This window comes from Oerskovia sp. PE-21s, assembly GCF_056158145.1.
The window spans coordinates 206903-222255 of the sequence record NZ_JBUXJM010000005.1 but is presented as its reverse complement, the minus strand read 5'-3'; the positions used below and the strand labels follow the sequence as shown (position 1 = coordinate 222255).

General features: G+C 70.0%; 14 protein-coding genes, 1 other RNA gene and 1 pseudogene. 3 read left to right on the top strand and 13 right to left on the bottom strand.

Features of this window, described 5'->3' with window-relative positions; all coding sequences use genetic code 11:
* Positions 1 to 54: 54 nt before the first annotated feature.
* The 3 genes from ACZDYF_RS12105 to ACZDYF_RS12095 form a co-directional block, all read right to left on the bottom strand.
* Positions 55 to 1353 carry an extracellular solute-binding protein gene (locus ACZDYF_RS12105; protein ID WP_475057035.1) on the bottom strand — a complete coding sequence of 433 codons (1299 nt, stop codon included), beginning with the start codon at positions 1351 to 1353 and terminating at the stop codon, positions 55 to 57.
* Positions 1354 to 1487: 134 nt separating this feature from the next.
* A complete protein-coding gene (locus tag ACZDYF_RS12100; protein ID WP_191788882.1) occupies positions 1488 to 2648 on the bottom strand; it encodes an ROK family transcriptional regulator in 1161 nt (386 codons plus the stop codon).
* Positions 2649 to 2823: 175 nt separating this feature from the next.
* Positions 2824 to 3801 (bottom strand): PfkB family carbohydrate kinase, encoded by a 978-nt coding sequence (locus tag ACZDYF_RS12095; RefSeq protein ID WP_475057027.1) that lies wholly within the window; start codon positions 3799 to 3801, stop codon positions 2824 to 2826.
* 58 nt (positions 3802 to 3859) lie between these two features.
* Here ACZDYF_RS12095 and ACZDYF_RS12090 point away from each other — a divergent pair, with 58 nt between their 5' ends.
* From ACZDYF_RS12090 to ACZDYF_RS12080, 3 genes are all read left to right on the top strand, one after another.
* Positions 3860 to 4906, top strand: coding sequence for an LLM class flavin-dependent oxidoreductase (locus ACZDYF_RS12090; RefSeq protein ID WP_191788881.1), 1047 nt, complete (start codon positions 3860 to 3862; stop codon positions 4904 to 4906).
* Positions 4907 to 5095: 189 nt separating this feature from the next.
* A complete protein-coding gene (locus ACZDYF_RS12085; RefSeq protein WP_475057020.1) occupies positions 5096 to 6076 on the top strand; it encodes a DUF4349 domain-containing protein in 981 nt (326 codons plus the stop codon).
* On the top strand, positions 6069 to 6446 hold the full coding sequence (locus tag ACZDYF_RS12080; RefSeq protein ID WP_475057017.1) for a hypothetical protein: 378 nt from the start codon (positions 6069 to 6071) through the stop codon (positions 6444 to 6446). The genes ACZDYF_RS12085 and ACZDYF_RS12080 overlap by 8 nt, the downstream gene beginning before the upstream one ends.
* A 106-nt stretch (positions 6447 to 6552) precedes the next feature.
* On the opposite strand, the gene ssrA is transcribed toward ACZDYF_RS12080, so the two are convergent.
* From ssrA to ACZDYF_RS12030, 10 genes and pseudogenes are all read right to left on the bottom strand, one after another.
* Positions 6553 to 6921: a transfer-messenger RNA gene (gene ssrA, locus ACZDYF_RS12075) on the bottom strand.
* A 129-nt stretch (positions 6922 to 7050) separates the two neighbouring features.
* Positions 7051 to 7464: a hypothetical protein gene (locus tag ACZDYF_RS12070; protein ID WP_191788878.1), complete on the bottom strand. Its 414-nt coding sequence runs from the start codon at positions 7462 to 7464 to the stop codon at positions 7051 to 7053.
* Between the two features lie 134 nt (positions 7465 to 7598).
* Positions 7599 to 8069, bottom strand: a complete 471-nt coding sequence (gene smpB / locus ACZDYF_RS12065) for an SsrA-binding protein SmpB (protein ID WP_030151535.1) — start codon at positions 8067 to 8069, stop codon at positions 7599 to 7601.
* Between the two features lie 111 nt (positions 8070 to 8180).
* Entirely contained in the window at positions 8181 to 9545 is a 1365-nt protein-coding gene (locus ACZDYF_RS12060; RefSeq protein ID WP_475057011.1) for a peptidoglycan DD-metalloendopeptidase family protein, read from the bottom strand.
* A 1-nt stretch (position 9546) separates the two neighbouring features.
* Complete coding sequence (gene ftsX, locus ACZDYF_RS12055; protein WP_191788876.1) at positions 9547 to 10458, bottom strand: permease-like cell division protein FtsX; 912 nt, start codon at positions 10456 to 10458, stop codon at positions 9547 to 9549.
* 204 nt (positions 10459 to 10662) lie between these two features.
* Positions 10663 to 11343 (bottom strand): annotated as a pseudogene (ftsE, locus tag ACZDYF_RS12050) (cell division ATP-binding protein FtsE); the annotation flags it as partial.
* A 181-nt stretch (positions 11344 to 11524) separates the two neighbouring features.
* Positions 11525 to 12649: a peptide chain release factor 2 gene (gene prfB / locus ACZDYF_RS12045; protein ID WP_475057005.1), complete on the bottom strand. Its 1125-nt coding sequence runs from the start codon at positions 12647 to 12649 to the stop codon at positions 11525 to 11527.
* A gap of 73 nt (positions 12650 to 12722) precedes the next feature.
* Positions 12723 to 13955, bottom strand: a complete 1233-nt coding sequence (locus ACZDYF_RS12040; protein ID WP_475057001.1) for a hypothetical protein — start codon at positions 13953 to 13955, stop codon at positions 12723 to 12725.
* A gap of 113 nt (positions 13956 to 14068) precedes the next feature.
* The gene (locus tag ACZDYF_RS12035; RefSeq protein WP_191788872.1) at positions 14069 to 14674 is read right to left on the bottom strand and encodes a hypothetical protein; all 606 of its coding nucleotides are present in this window, start codon (positions 14672 to 14674) and stop codon (positions 14069 to 14071) included.
* 221 nt (positions 14675 to 14895) lie between these two features.
* Complete coding sequence (locus ACZDYF_RS12030; protein WP_475056994.1) at positions 14896 to 15321, bottom strand: pilus assembly protein TadG-related protein; 426 nt, start codon at positions 15319 to 15321, stop codon at positions 14896 to 14898.
* Positions 15322 to 15353: the final 32 nt, after the last annotated feature.

Below are 15353 nucleotides of genomic sequence, written 5' to 3'. Positions count from 1 at the left end.
CACCCCTGCGGCACCTGGTAGGGCACCCCTCCTCACGAAGGCGTACCCCGGGGATCAGCTGTTGAGGGTTTCCTCGATCTGCTGGTCGAGCTTCTCGGCGATCGCCTTGACGTCGCCACCCTCGGCGATCTGGACGAACGCGTCCTGGAGGTAGCGCTTGGCCTCGACGTCAGCCCACTTCGGGGAGGCCGGGGTCAGCTCCGAGTTCTTGGCGGCAGCAGCGCCGGCCAGCGTGATCTCGTCCTGCGGGAGGAACTGCGCCTGCGATGCCTTCGCGGGGATGTTGCCCTTCTCCGCGAGGAACTTCTGGTAGCCGTCGCTCAGCATGATCTCGAGCGCGCTCAGCGCGAGCTCCTGGTTCTTCGACTTGGCCGCGATGGCCAGGTTCGAACCACCCGCGAAGACCTTGGCGGCCTCGCCGGCCGTCGCACCCGGGAGGGCGAAGGCGTGCAGGTCCGAACCGTAGGTCGTGGGGCAGCCGGGCGCCTTGGCGTCGTCCTCAGGCGTCTTGATGGCGCCCTGCAGCCAGGTCGGAGCGGACAGGTAGCCGATGTTGCCCTCGCAGAACGGAACCTGCTGGTCCGTCTCCTGGCCGTCCTTGGGAGCCTTCGAGGCCGTCGTCATGACCTCCTGCACCTGCTGAAGGCCCTTGATGCCGCCCTCGGACGAGAACCCGGCCTCCCACTTGCCGTCCTTCTGCTCGGCGATGAAGCCGCCGTTCTCCCAGACGTAGGGCAGAGCGTTGTACCAGTCCTGGCCGGGCCAGTAGATGCCCGAGCGCGTGTCGGTCGTCATGGCCTGGCCGTTCGCGACGTACTCGTCGAGCGTCGTCGGGACCTGCGTGCCGGTCTGGTCGACGACCTGCTGCGAGTAGAAGACCACGCGCGCGCCCGAGTAGTACGGCGGGGCGTAGAACTTGCCGTCGTACGAACCGGCCTTGACGAAGCCCTGGAGCAGGTCGTCGCCGCCGAGCTCCTCGTAGTGGTCCGTCAGGTCCGTGAAGAAGCCGGACGAGGTGAAGGCAGCGGCCTGCGTGTTGCCGACCTCGACGACGTCAGGGCTGTCCGAGCTCGCGAGCGAGGTCGTGAGCTTGTCGACCAGGCCGGTCCAGGACTGCTCCTCGATGGTGAGGGTCGAACCCTTGTTCTCGGCCTCGAACGTCGTCTTCAGGTACTCGCGCGCTTCCTTCGGCGTGTCCGTGGCGCCGACGAGCCAGACGCGGATGTCGCCGGTCTTCGCGTCGCCGGACGCGGTCTCGCCGGAGCCGGAGTCGCCGGAGCCGCAAGCGGTCAGCGCAAGCGCAAGGGTGATCGTCGAAGCCACCGTGGTGGCGACGAGGCGGTTCCTCTTCACTGGGGTACTTCCTCTCGGTAATTCGAAGTGGCGGCGTCGATGACACCACCTGAGGTGAAACGGGAGGTACTGCGGTACTGCTACTGGGATTACTGCAGGACCGGTTCAGCCTGACGGGAGCTCACGAGCAGTGCTCACGAGACGCCCAGCTGGCCGGACAGGATGAGGACGGCGGCTCCGGCGAGGACGACGTCCTCGTCGAGAGAAGCCATCCGGAGCTCGAGGCCGGAGTTGATGGCCGGCATCGTTCGAGCGTTGATGGTGTCGATCGCTGCATCGCGCAGAGGACCGTCGAGCAGGTCCGCCGGACCGCTGATGAGGATCTCGCCGAGGTTGAGCGCTGACACAACAGGCGCCAGGGCGATGCCCAGGAGCCTGCCGACCGAGGCCAGGACGGCATCGGAAGATTCCTTGTCGAGCCCGTCCACCGCGCGGCGCAGAGCCGGCACAGAGAGGATCGTCTCGAGGCACCCCGACCGCCCGCAGGCGCAGGGCAGACCGTCGTCGACGACGGTGACGTGGCCCAGCTCGCCCGCCGCGTCGGCAGCGCCGCGCACCCGGGAACCGTCGAGCATGATGCCCGCGCCGACACCCTCGCCGACGGTGAGGACCATGAGGCCCGTGCCGTCCGCGCCGCCGAACGTGAACTCACCGAGGGCCGCGATGTTGGCGTCGTTGGCGACGTGCACGGGCAGGGCCAGGCTCTCGCTGAGCTGCTCCGCGAGCGGGACGTCGTACCACCGGCGGTTCGGCGCCTCGACGACGCGCCCCTCGCTGTCGACGACACCCGGCGAGCCGATCCCGACCCCAAGCACCGGACGCGTCGCGACGGCGATGAGCCCCCGGCAGAAGCGCGTCAGGAGGTCCACGAGCTCTGTGCCGGCACGACCTTCGATCGGCAGGCTCTGCCGGACCACGAAGTCGCCCGTCAGGGACATGACGGCCCCACGCATGAGGGCGTCGTCGGTGAGGTCGACGGAGACGATCTGGTAGGCGCTCGTGCGCATCCCGATGAGGATGGCCGGCTTGCCCACCCGCTGCCCCGGACGGATCCCGAGCTCCTCGACGAGCCCCTCGGCGATGAGCACCGAGACGAGGTCCGAGATGGTGACCCTCGTCAGCGAGGTCGCTCGCGCAAGGTCTGCACGCGACGTCGGGCCCTCGTGGAAGAGGTGCTGGAGGACGAGCGAACGGTTGTGCGCGCGAGCGTGCTCGGGAAGCACCTTGGAGGTGGGCCTGAGACCTGTGCTCAGACCTCTCCGGGTGACTGCACTTCGCGTGACTGCCGTTGTCATGTTTGTTAGTAGACCTCCTTTACTAAGCGCCTGTCAACCCGCTCGGGCGGCCGAGACCAAACCGTTGTACTTCGTTCGGGCCGCTGCGCATCCCGGCCGGGAGCGCCCGAGGTCAGACCACTCGGTAGCCGCGAGATCGTGCCGTTCCGGCCGCGCGCGGCCGGCCTCGAGCGACTCAGTGCGCGATCCAGCCACGCGCTCCTTCGAAGGTGACGGAGCGGCTCGCGACGACCGACGCCTCCCGCAACGCTCCTTCCCACGACCGCCCGCGGGACACCTCTGCGGCGAACGCACCGTGCAGGACGTCGCCGGCTCCCAGGGTGTCCACGACGATCCCCGCCGCCGGTACGGGGAGCTCGGAGCGGCGGCCGTCGTCGAGCACCTCGAGCGGCTCGCCGCCGCGTGAGCGGGCGACGAACGCCGGACCGAGAGCCGCCACGTCCTCGAGCACGTGCTCGACCTGACCTCCGGCCACCCTGAAGTCCTGCGAGAGCACCACCGCGTCGCACAGCCGGACGAGCTCGGCGGTGCCGTCCTTCCACGAGCCGCCGTCGAGCACGACGAGGACGCCCAGCTCGCGAGCCCGCTCTGCGAGCGCTCGGGCGAGCCGAGGATGATGGCCGTCGAGGAGCAGCACGTCGCGCCCGCCGTCCGACGCACCGCGGGTCGAGCCGGTCGCGCCGCTCGTCCCCTCGCCGATAGCGCTGACCGACACCGACCCGACGGCGGCGACGGAGCGCACCCCGTCGAACGCACGACCCACCGCGCCCGCGTCGCCGGAGGCCGCGGGTCGGTCCGTCGCGTTCGTGCTCACGACCGCACGTTCGCCCGTCCCACCGGTCACCAGGACGGTGGACACCGCGGGCCCCCTCACCACCGCATCCGCTGCACCGGCCGCACCCACGGTCACGTCGACCAGGTCGACCCCGGTGGCGAGCACCTCGGCGCGCACGACCTCGGCGAGAGCCCCTGCGCCGATCGCCGTGACGAGCCGCACGGGCACCCCGAGGGCTGCAGCCGTCGCGGCCGCGTTCGCGGCCGGCCCTCCGAAGGTCGCGCGCTGCGACGTCGCGACGACCTTCTGGTCCGGCCCTGGCATCTCGTGGACCACCTGGGTGATGTCGAACGTCGTGAGCCCGCAGCAGATCAGCACACCTCATCCTCGCGCACGCGACGGGGAATATCCGCCTGCTCCATACGTTTGCATTGACATGCGACTTGGCTTCTACACCTTCGGCGACAACGCCCCCGACCCGACCACCGGCGAGCAGATGCCGGTCTCCCAGCGTCTGCGCGACGTGCTGGAGCGGATCCGCCTCGCGGACGAGGTCGGGCTCGACTACGCCGGCATCGGCGAGCACCACCGTCCCGACTACGCGATCTCCTCCCCCTCGACGATGATCGCCGCGGCGCTCGCCCAGACGGAGCGGATCACGGTCGGGAGCGCCGTCACCATCCTCTCGACCGAGGATCCGGTGCGCGTCTACCAGCAGTTCGCGACGATGGACCAGTACTCGGGAGGCCGCGTGGAGCTGCTCGCCGGGCGCGGTTCGTTCATCGAGTCGTACCCGCTCTTCGGGGCCGACCTCGACGACTACGACGCGCTCTACGACGAGAAGATCGTGCTCCTGCGCCTGCTCGACGAGGGCAAGCCCGTGACATGGTCGGGCAAGTTCCGACCGCCGCTCGAGGATGCGCTCATCCTGCCCCGACCGTTCGACAAGCCCGGGCGCGGCGAACACCTCGACATCGCCATCGCCACCGGCGGCAACCCGCAGTCCTCGGTGCGCGCAGGCGTCCTGGGCCTGCCCGTCAACTACGCCATCATCGGCGGCAAGCCCGCGCAGTTCGCCCCGCTGGTCGACCTGTACCGCCGTGCCGCGACCCAGTCCGGGCACGACGCCGCCGCGCTCGAGGTGTCGGTGTCGACCATGGGGTTCCTCGCGGACGACGGCAAGCAGGCTCGGGACTTCTTCTATCCCTACTACCTGCAGAACATGAAGAAGATCTCGGCGGAGCGCGGGTTCCCCATGCCGAGCCGTGTCTCGTACGAGGCGACGGCCGCACGCGGAGGCGCCTACTTCATCGGCGCGCCCGAGGAGGTCGCGGAGCGCATCGTCGAGCTGCACGGCGCGCTCGGCCACGACCGCCAGATCTTCCAGATGGACCTGTCGGGCGTCCCCCAGAAGGAGTCGCTGCGCGCGATCGAGCTGCTGGGCACCGAGGTGGCGCCCCGCGTCCGAGAGGCGCTCGGCTAGGCTCCGGCGCCCCCTCACGGACCCCGGGTGGAAGCGTTCTCGCAGGTCGAGGGGCTGGGAAGGGCCCCTCGACCGACGCCCCGTCGCGGCACGGCCACGTGTATCGGTGCGATGTCGGAGAGTTCACAAGACGGTCACGATCCGCCCGAAACACCGACCTCCGGGCGACCCCCCACCTAGGGTCGTCGCATGCGCACCTCGCCCCGCACGCCGTCGGTCGTCACGATCGCCCTCCTCGGCAGTCTTCTGCTCGCGGGGTGCTCCGCCACGGACCGCGGCACCGACGCGTCGGACGCCGCGGGGGCCGCGGGGGCCGTCAGCCAGCAGAGCGTCGCAGACGACGGAGGCGACGGTGGGTCCGGCCTCCAGGTAGGGGCGTCGGCCCCCGACGAGGACCGCGAGGTCATCACCACGGGCGACCTCACGGTCGTCGCGGGAGACCCGCGAGCGGCGGTCCAGGCCATCAGCGAGCTCGTCGAGACCGCCGGCGGCCGGGTGGAGAGTCGCGCCGAGCACGTCGGGGACGACGGCGAGGCCTTCGGCAGCCTCACGGTCCGCGTCCCCGCGGAGAAGGTCACGGCCACCGTCGAGGCCCTGGACGGGATCGGCGAGGTCCAGGACGTCTCCCTCGACGCCCAGGACGTCACCGCCACCGCGATCGACCTGGACGCGCGCATCCAGGCGCTCAGCACCTCGGTCGCCCGCCTCCAGGCGCTCATGGCCGAGGCCGCCACGACCGCGGACCTCCTGGCGGCGGAGAAGGAGCTCACGGCACGGCAGGCGGAGCTCGAGAGCCTCCAGTCCCAACGCGCGTCGATCACCGACCGGGTCGACATGTCGACCCTCACCGTCCAGGTCCTCTCGCAGGCTCCCGAGGTGACGATCCGCCCCGCGGGCTTCCTCGGGGGCCTCTCGGCCGGTTGGGGTGCGCTGCTCGTCGCGCTCAACGCGCTCGTCGTCGCCGTCGGCGCGCTGCTTCCCTGGCTCGTGGTCGCCGCGCTCGTGCTGCTGGTCGTCCGCGCGATCGTGACGGCCTTGAGGAACCGGCGCCCGGGCACCGCCCCTCGCGGCGGGCACGACGGCCCCGAGTCCCCCGGCGACGACGACGGCGGCGGAGACGCTCCCCACCAGGACGCCCGTCTCGTCGGATCCGGTGGTCGCCGTGGATGAGCTTGCAGCGGTCGAGGGGCGCGAGCAGCGGCTAGAGACGTATCGGCGTCGCGTCGGGAGGGTGTACGACGGAGCCGCTCCGATCGGTCACCTCGTGACCAGGGTCTGCACGCACTGGGAGACCGTGGGCCCGCAGTCCTTCCCGACCTACGTCAACCCCGAGGAACGCCTGCAGTGGCGCGTCCACTTCGACGACGCCGACCGCGTGGACGCCTTCAGCGACGACCGCGACCGGTACGTCACCGACCTCCTGGGCCGCGAGATCGACGCCTGGGAGGCGGGGCGCCTCGAGCTCGGCGACCTGGTCCTGCGCATCGACTGGCTCGACGGCGACGACGGAGCCGCGGCCTGGCGGGCGAACGGCTGGTAGCGGTTGCCCGCCCCCGTGAACGGCAGAGACGGACACGACGAAGGGCCGCCCCGTGGGGCGGCCCTTCGTCGTGACAACTGGGGTGATACGCCGCCCGAGGGCGGCATGGTGGAGGTGCGGGGAATCGAACCCCGGTCCGGTGGCGCAAATCCAGGACTTCTCCGGGCGCAGTCTGCTGTTGATTTTCTCGGCCCCAGCACTCACGCAGACAAGGTGCTGACGGGCTCAGTCATCTAAGAGTCCCTACGCCGCCGGTGACGAACGTCGTAAGCAGTGGCTCTCTAGCTGACGCCAGGGACCGGGGCGAGAGCAACCCCGGGCTGACGGACTTCGAAGGCTCGCTCAGGCGGCGAGTGCGAAGTCGGTGCGCTTGGAATCGGCACCTATTGGTTTGCAGACGTCGTTTACGAGATAAGTCTGCATCCTCGGCCCGCTTCTCCTCGAAGCACGACCACCGTCGAAACCGATCACCCCCTGTGCAGTTGTCAATCACCGACCGAGCCCCGCCCCGTCCGGCCGCCGTGGCGACCGTCCGGTTCGACACCGTGTCAGTGGTACCAGCCTACGGGATCAACACCCCCGCGGGCGAACGTATTTCCAGGCGCTACTTCTTACGGCTCAGGGCGTCGACGAGGAGCCCGCCGGCGATGCCCAGGAGGAAGACGTCCTTGGCGAGACCGATCCCCTGAGGGGTGGGCCGGATACCGTCCTGCTCGGTCATCCCGGGCGTCTTGAGGTACATCGAGACGAGCCCCGCGGAGAAGGCCCCGAGCCCGAGCGCGACCACGCCGGTCGGCACGAACGGGACGAGAAGTGCCGTGCCCAGCGCGATCTCGGTCGTGGACAACGCCTTGGTGAACTGCACGGGGTCCTGGTCCTCGAGGAACGGGAACGTCCCCGCGGCCATGCCATGGATCCCCTGCGCGGTGGCCTCGTCCGCGCCGCGCTTCGTGAGTCCGGAGTTGAGGATGAAAGCGCCTGCTGCGACGCGAGGGATGTACTGACGGAGCTTGACCACGGGGCCTCCTCGGCAAGGTGACGACGACTACCCTGCGACGCTACGTCGTCGGGCAGCCGGATGCACGTCCACCGGGCGGGCGCGCCGTCCGACGGCGCGAGGAGGACGACGACGTCGCCCACCTCGCGCACTCGTCACCGGTTCTGCCGGTGGCGCATGGCGCGCTGCGCCTCACGGTTGTCCTGCTGCTCGCGCAGAGCCTGACGCTTGTCGTACTCGCGCTTGCCCTGCGCGAGAGCGATCTCGACCTTCGCGCGGCCGTCGAGGAAGTAGAGCGAGAGCGGCACGATCGTGTACCCCTTCTCGCGCGACTTCGCCTCGAGCCGCAGGATCTCGTCCTTGTGCAGCAGCAGCTTGCGCTTGCGCCGGGGAGCGTGGTTGTTCCAGGTCCCCTGCGAGTACTCCTGGATGTGCACGTTCTCGAGCCAGGCCTCACCGCCGTCGACGGCCACGTAGCCGTCGAGCAGCGACGCTCGCCCCTGACGCAACGCCTTGACCTCGGTGCCGCTCAGGACGAGCCCGGCCTCGAACACGTCGACGATCAGATAGTCATGGCGGGCCTTGCGGTTGCTGGCGATGATCTTGCGGCCAGTCTCCTTCGCCATGAGGGCATCATCCGATCTGCTCGAGCTCGTGGTGCGCCCAGGACGGACCCACCCGCACCGTGCGGCGCGACGTCCCAGGTTACGCGAGTTCGACGCGCGACCAGTAGGTGATTAGCGCAGCCACTTGGCCGGGTCGACCGTCGACCCGTTCTCGTAGACCTCGAAGTGCAGGTGACAGACCTGGCTCGTGCCGGTCGTCCCCGAGTAGCCGACGAGGGTCCCCTGCGAGACGCTCTGCCCGGCCGAGACGACGTACCGGGTGAGGTGGTTGTAGCTCGTCATGAGGTTCTTGCCTCCGACCGTGCCGTGGTTGACCACGACCTGGTTGCCGAGACCGCCGTACGTCCGCGCGAACTGGACGGTGCCACCGGCCGCCGCGTAGATCGGGGTGCCGCAGTACGCGCGCAGGTCCATGCCCGCGTGCAACCTCGTCACGGGCAGGAACGGGTGCTTGCGCATCCCGTAGCTCGAGGTGATGTGCGGGACCGCCGTCGGGTAGGCCAGGAACCCGGACGTCACGGCACCGCCGCCGCCACCACCCCCGCCGCCGCCGCCGGTGCTGCCACCACCCCCGCCGGACCCGCCACCCGTGGCGGGCGGCGGCTGCTTGACCGCCTCCTCGGCGGCCTTCCGGTCGCGCTCGGTCTGTGCCGCGATGATGCCCTGGAGCTCGGAGGTCAGCGCTGCCTGCGCCTGCTCGTTGGCGGCCATCTGGGCGAGCGCGGCTTCCTTGCGCGACTCGATCGTCGCCTGCTTCGCCTGCTGCTCCGCGATCAGCCCCTCGATCTCGGCCTTGCGGTCCGCCGCCGCGGTCCGCGCGGCGTCGGCCGCGACGACGTTCTGGTCCGCCTGGACCTTGAGGTCCGCGATCGTCTCGCGGATCGCCGTCAGGCGCGCCTCACGGTTGCGTGCGATCGACTCGGCCTCCTGGAGGTCCGTGAGGGCGCGAGCCTGCGTGCGCGCCGCCGTCGACGACATCGCGTACTGCTCGATGAAGTCCTCGGTGCTCTGCGCGCCGGTCACGATGCCGAGACCGCTGACCTCGCCCTGGCCCCGGTAGGCCTGGCGAGCCATCTCCGCGATGCTCTGCTTCGCCGAGCTCGCCTTGCCCGCGGACTCCTGGATGTCCAGGTTGATGGCCTGCTCCTCGGCCTGCGCGTCCTGGAGGCGCACCTCGAGCTGCGCGGCCTCGCGCTGGGTGCGCTCGAGCTCCGCCGTCGCCGTGTCGAGCTCGGCCTGCGCCACGGGCAGGCGACCCTCGATGGTCTGCAGGTCCAGGATCGCCTGGGCCAGCTCCGCGTCGGTGCCCTCGAGCTGCGACTCCAGCCCCTCCCTGTCCTTGAGGGCCTGGCTCTGGCGACGCTCGGCCGCGGCACGCTTGTCGTCCAGGTCGTCGGCGGTCGCGGCGACCGCGGTTCCCAGGAGGAGGAGCAGCGCGGTTCCGCCCGCTGCGAGGCGTCGGGTCAGCTGGGACATGTCACACCCTCGTGTATCGGCTGAGCGTGACGACCGAGGAGATGGCCGCCAGGACGAATGCGATGAGGAGCAGCAGCGGCGCGATGCGCAGCACGTCTGACTCGGAGATGTACGCGATCCAGCTCACCGAGCTCTGGAGCCAGTCCGTCACGAGGTACTTGACCCCGAGCCACAGGCCCCCGACCGCGAGGAACGCACCGACCACCGCGGCGATCGCCCCCTCGAGGATGAACGGCAGCTGGATGAACAGCTTGGACGCGCCCACGAGCTTCATGATCTCGGTCTCGCGCTGACGACTCATGGCGGACAGGCGGATCGTCGTCGTGATCAGGAGCACCGCGGCGAGCATCATCACGACGGCGAGGCCACCGGCCATGAGCGAGGCGCGGTTGAGCGCCAGGAAGAGCGAGTCGAAGATCCGGCGCTGGTCCTCGACCCCCTCGACGCCCGGGCGGCCGGTCACGACGTCGTTGACGACCTCGTAGTTCTCCGGGTTGGTCAGCTTGAGGCGGAACGAGGCCTGCATGTCGTCGACCGTGAGCTGCGTGCCGTTGTACCCGTCGGGGAACCGCTCCTGGAAGGCCGCGAACGCGTCCTCCTTCGACTCGAAGTAGACCGTCTGGACCTCGGCTCCGAGCTCGGTCTCGAAGAGCGACTCGAGCGACTCGACCTGCTCGGGCGAGGCCTCGCCCGCGGCGCACGTCGGGTTGGGCGAGTCGATGGGGCACAGGAAGACGGAGACCTCGACCCGGTCGTACCAGTCGTCCTTGAGCTTGTCGATCTGCATCTGGAGGAGCGCGGACGCCCCGACGAACGTGAGCGACACGAAGGTCACGAGGACGACCGAGATGGTCATCGCGAGGTTGCGGCGCAGGCCGGCACCGATCTCGGCGAGGATGAACTGGGCGCGCACCTGCTACCACTCCCCCCGGCTGGACCGCTGCACCTGCGTCGAGCTCACGGCGGAGCCGCGCGTCGCACCCTGCTGCGACGGCTGGACGCGAGCAGGCGGCTCGATCGTGGGCACCGGGCGCACCTCGACGGGCGGCGACCACGGTCGCTCCGCGAGGTGACCGGTCGGCTCACGCAGAGCGTCGCCGTCGGGCATGGGCACCCCCGCGCCGTAGACGCCGTCCTTCTGGTCGCGCAGCACGACACCGTTCGAGAGCTCGATGACGCGCTGGCGCATCTGGTTGACGAAGCCCGAGTCGTGCGTGGCCATGACGACCGTGGTCCCCGTGGCGTTGATGCGGGACAGCAGGTTCATGATGCCGAGCGACGTGTTCGGGTCGAGGTTTCCCGTGGGCTCGTCCGCGAGCAGGATCGAGGGTCGGTTGACGAACGCGCGAGCGATGGCGACACGTTGCTGCTCACCGCCCGAGAGCTCGTGCGGGCGCCGCTTCTCCTTGCCCTGCAGCCCGACCGTCTCGAGGACCTCGGGGACGGTCACGGCGATCATGTGACGCGGCCGGCCCGTCACCTGGAGTGCGAACGCGACGTTCTCGAAGACCGTCTTGTTCTGCAGCAGGCGGAAGTCCTGGAACACGACGCCGATCTGCCGGCGCAGCGACGGGACCTTCCAGCTCGACAGGGTCGACAGGTCGCGGCCGGCGACGAAGACCTTGCCCTGCGTGGGCCGCTCCTCGCGCAGCGCGAGCCGCAGGCAGGTCGACTTCCCGGAGCCGGACGCGCCGACCAGGAAGACGAACTCGCCGCGCTCGATCTCGGCGGACATGCCGTTCAGGGCAGGTCTGGCGCCGCGGGCGTAGACCTTCGAGACGTTCTCAAAACGGATCACAGGGGTTGACCAGTCTCTCGTTGGGGGAAGCGAAAACAGTTCGCTGGTCGCCCACGAGAGTAGGCACGCCCTCATGCCCTGACACCGCTGACACGCCGGGTGCGTCGGGATCCGGACCGCCGGAGGGACGTTTCACCCCGGGTGACGGGAGAGGCCGGGACACGAGGTCCCGGCCCCTCCGTCAGGCCTGGTCAGCGCTACGGCGCCACCGGATCCCGGCCTCGATGAAACCGTCGATGTCGCCGTCGAAGACCCCCGAGGTGTTGCCTACCTCGTACTCGGTCCGCAGGTCCTTGACCATCTGGTAGGGGTGCAGGACGTACGAGCGCATCTGGTCGCCCCAGCTCGCCTTGATGTCTCCTGCCATGGCCTTCTTGGCCGCGCTCTCCTCGGCCTGACGCTGCAGGAGCAGGCGGGACTGGAGCACGCGCAGGGCCGCGGCACGGTTCTGGATCTGCGACTTCTCGTTCTGCATCGAGACGACGATCCCCGTGGGGATGTGGGTCATGCGCACGGCCGAGTCCGTCGTGTTGACGGACTGCCCGCCGGGGCCCGACGAGCGGAACACGTCGACCTTGATCTCCGACTCGGGGATCTCGACCGAGTCCGTCTGCTCGATGAGCGGGATGACCTCGACAGCGGCGAACGAGGTCTGGCGGCGGCCCTGGTTGTCGAACGGCGAGATGCGGACCAGGCGGTGCGTGCCGGCCTCGACCGACAGGTGCCCGAAGGCATAGGGAGCCTTGACCTCGAACGTCGCGGACTTGAGGCCTGCCTCCTCGGCGTAGGACGTGTCGAGGACCTGGGTCGGGTAGCCGTGGCGCTCGGCCCAGCGCAGGTACATGCGCATGAGCATCTCCGCGAAGTCGGCCGCGTCGACGCCGCCGGCACCGGCGCGGATCGTCACGACCGCCTCACGGGCGTCGTACTCGCCCGAGAGCAGGGTCTTGACCTCGAGGACGCCCAGGTCCTTGCGGATCAGCTCGAGCTCGGATGCCGCCTCAGCGAGGGTCGCCGCACTGTCAGCGTCGCCGACGTCAGCATCACTGGCCATCTCGACGAGCGTCTCCAGGTCGTCGATCCGGTCGCTCATGCTCGTGATGCGGTCGAGCTCGGACTGCGTCTGCGAGAGCGCGGTCGTGACCTTCTGGGCGGCGTCCGTGTCGTCCCACAGGTCCGGCGCCGACGCCTTGTCCGACAGCTCGGCGATCTGGACGCGCAGGGCGTCCGGGTCGCTCACGGCGCTGATGGTGTCGAGCGTCGATCGGAGGGCGCGGATCTCGTGCGGGAAGTCGATGGTGGCCACGGTCCTCAAGGTTACGCGACGACGGCGCCCCGCACGGCCCGGTCCCGTGGGCGTGCGCCCGCAGCGTCTCTCGTCAGCCGCCCGACGACGGCGCTCGCGCCCCGTGCACGGGCTCGACCTCGGCGTCGGGTGCGGCGAGCGTGCCCGTGCCGGGCTGTGCGGGAGCGGTGCCGTCGTCGGCGGCGGGCTCACCTGCCGCCGAGGCGCGACCTTCGGCGCGGGCCGTCGCGAGGAGCGCCTCCAGACGCTGCTTGCGGCGTCGGCGGTTGTCGCGCACGCCGAGCACGACGAGCACCACCACGGCGACGAGGAGCAGGTGGACCCAGGGGACGGCCCAGGTCGTCACCGTGACGGTGACGGGACGCAGGTCCGCGGCGGGGACGTCGATCGCGCCGCCCGTCTCCCCCTCGGTCGCCACGAGCGACGGGACCACGACGACCTCGGTCGTCACGGGGCCGACGGGCCAGATCCCTCCGATCGTCACGGCCGTCGAGCGCGACGTGCCGGGGATCAGCTCCTTGACCCCCTCGACGCCCCGGTCGACGGTCGTCGCTCCGATGCCGAACGCCCCGGAGGCCTTGATGGTCTGGTCCCCGCCGACCCGCAGGTTGCCGTCGTTGGTGACCTCGTAGGACACCCGGACGTCGCCGGGCGCGAACGGGTTCCACGACGGCGTGTAGGTCGCGGTGACCTGGTCGAGCGCGATCGACGGCACGACCTCCCCCGGCACCCGCAGGTTGACGCGGACACCCACCCGGCTCTCGACCCCGACCCCGGGGCCGGCGGCAGAGGATGCCGTCGTGACCGTCGCGACGATCCCGGCGGGGTGGTCGCCCGGTGTCACGTTGTCCGGCACCGTGATGGTGAACGGCACGACGACGGTCTCCCCTGCGGGGACCTCGACGCTCTGCTGCACCTCGAACCACCCGCCGGAGTCCTGGGGCTCCTGGTCGGAGGTGCGGATGTCGAAGCTCCCCGTGGGCGTGAAGATCCCGTCGTTCGTGACCATGGCGAACGTGACGGGGGCAGGGCCGTGGTTGGAGACGGCGACCTGGTCCTGGATCTGGGCGCCCGGTTCCGCGACGAAGTCGAAGATCCTCCGGTCGTCGGGGCCGTCGGGCGAGGCCGTGGTGACCGAGAACCGGATGCCCCCCGGGTCGGGGGCGGTCGCCTGGGCAGATCCGACGACGCCTGTCAGGGCGAGGGCCAGGACCCCCAGCGACGCGAGCCCGCGCACGAACCCGCCACCAGGCCTCCTCGCAGGCCGAGGTCCTGTCTCACGCGCCTTCTTCATGTCCGTGCTCACCACGACTTCCGGTCTTCGTCGAACGGGATTGCTGCTCCGGAGACGGTACAGGGCCGACGGACATCCGTCGGCCCTGCGTCGTCACCGTCCGTGACTGGTCTCGCGAGGAGCCGTCAGCTCTCCATGAGCGTGAGCGTCAGCGTCGACGCGTACGCACCGGAGGGCGTGCCCTTGGGGACCGTGAGGTTCAGGCCGGCCTTGACGCCGAACGACTGCCCCTTGGCCTCGAGCGAGGAGCCGCTCGACACCAGCAGGTCGCCGACCTGGACGCCACCCGTGAGCCAGTCCCCACCGGGGCCCTCGCCTGCGGGGACCTCCTGGAGCTCGCCCGCGATCGGCTGGCCCGGCGTGACGTTGAAGTCGCCGGGGATCGGGTTCGCCAGCTCGGGGACCCAGCCGAGGTTGGAGGAGTCGATCTCCGGCAGGCCTGCCGCCGTGAAGCTGCTGACCTGGCCGGTGACGGTCCAGCTCGCGTCCGCACCCACGTCGTTGCGGTCGTCGGTCACGCTGATACCGTCGAGGAGACCCGTGAACTCACGGTTCCCAGCGGCCCAGATGTCCTCGTCCGTCGTCTCGCCCAGCGTGACGGACGGGTTGGCGACGTTGAGCGCGAGTGCTCCGACCGGCGTGACGGCGACCTGGATCTGGACGTCCTCCTCACCGTGGGTCACCTCGTCGGCGACGGCCCCGGAGGCCATCGCGACGGTTCCGAGAAGCATCGCACCGAGTGCTCCGCCGGCAATCCACTGCTTCCTTGCACGTGCGTTCATGTAAGTCTCCGTCGTTGGAGGGTGTCGGACCGGATCACCATAGCGGCGAACCCTTGTTTTGTCAGTCATCAGACAAAAGTTGCATGGTTCGTTAAGAAAGTGAACGTACTTGGTCACCTTGTACCGCCCGTGTTCACCGGATGGTCATGCGTACCACCGACCCTCGGGACTCACCAAGCGCGCGCTCTGGACTCGGCACGCACGAGGATGCCGTCCGACCACAGCTGGGTCACCCAGGTGACGAGGACCGGGCGGGACAACCCGACCAGCCGGACCTCCGCGGTCCGTCCGTCGGGCGTCGACGCCTCGACGATGGTGACAGCATGCAGGTCGTCCAGCATCTCGGGGTGCGCGGCCACGAACTCCTCGACCGAGGCCCGCACCTCCGCGTCGCTGAGCCGGAGCACCGCCTGCTCCCCAGGGACGGGCACCCGCCCCTCGTAGAAGATGTCCTCGCTCATCGAGTCGGCGGCGTCGAGCGCCGCCGCGTCCGCGACGTCGAGAAGTCGCTTGCGGTCGAGGTGGACCCCCGTCGCCGAGACCACCACGGTCACCAGGAGGAGCGCGAACGCGACGAAGGCGCTCGTGAGGAGCATGATCTGGCCGTCATCGTCGCGCCCCCGCACGA

Bases quoted from the DNA above. Each gene is read 5' to 3' on its own strand.
- ACZDYF_RS12100 (WP_191788882.1), bottom strand. From the start codon at position 2,648: ATGACAACGGCAGTCACGCGAAGTGCAGTCACCCGGAGAGGTCTGAGC.
- ACZDYF_RS12090 (WP_191788881.1), top strand. From the start codon at position 3,860: ATGCGACTTGGCTTCTACACCTTCGGCGACAACGCCCCCGACCCGACC.
- ACZDYF_RS12085 (WP_475057020.1), top strand. From the start codon at position 5,096: ATGCGCACCTCGCCCCGCACGCCGTCGGTCGTCACGATCGCCCTCCTC.
- smpB (WP_030151535.1), bottom strand. From the start codon at position 8,069: ATGGCGAAGGAGACTGGCCGCAAGATCATCGCCAGCAACCGCAAGGCC.
- ACZDYF_RS12060 (WP_475057011.1), bottom strand. From the start codon at position 9,545: ATGTCCCAGCTGACCCGACGCCTCGCAGCGGGCGGAACCGCGCTGCTC.
- ACZDYF_RS12035 (WP_191788872.1), bottom strand. From the start codon at position 14,674: ATGCTTCTCGGAACCGTCGCGATGGCCTCCGGGGCCGTCGCCGACGAG.
- ACZDYF_RS12030 (WP_475056994.1), bottom strand. From the start codon at position 15,321: ATGCTCCTCACGAGCGCCTTCGTCGCGTTCGCGCTCCTCCTGGTGACC.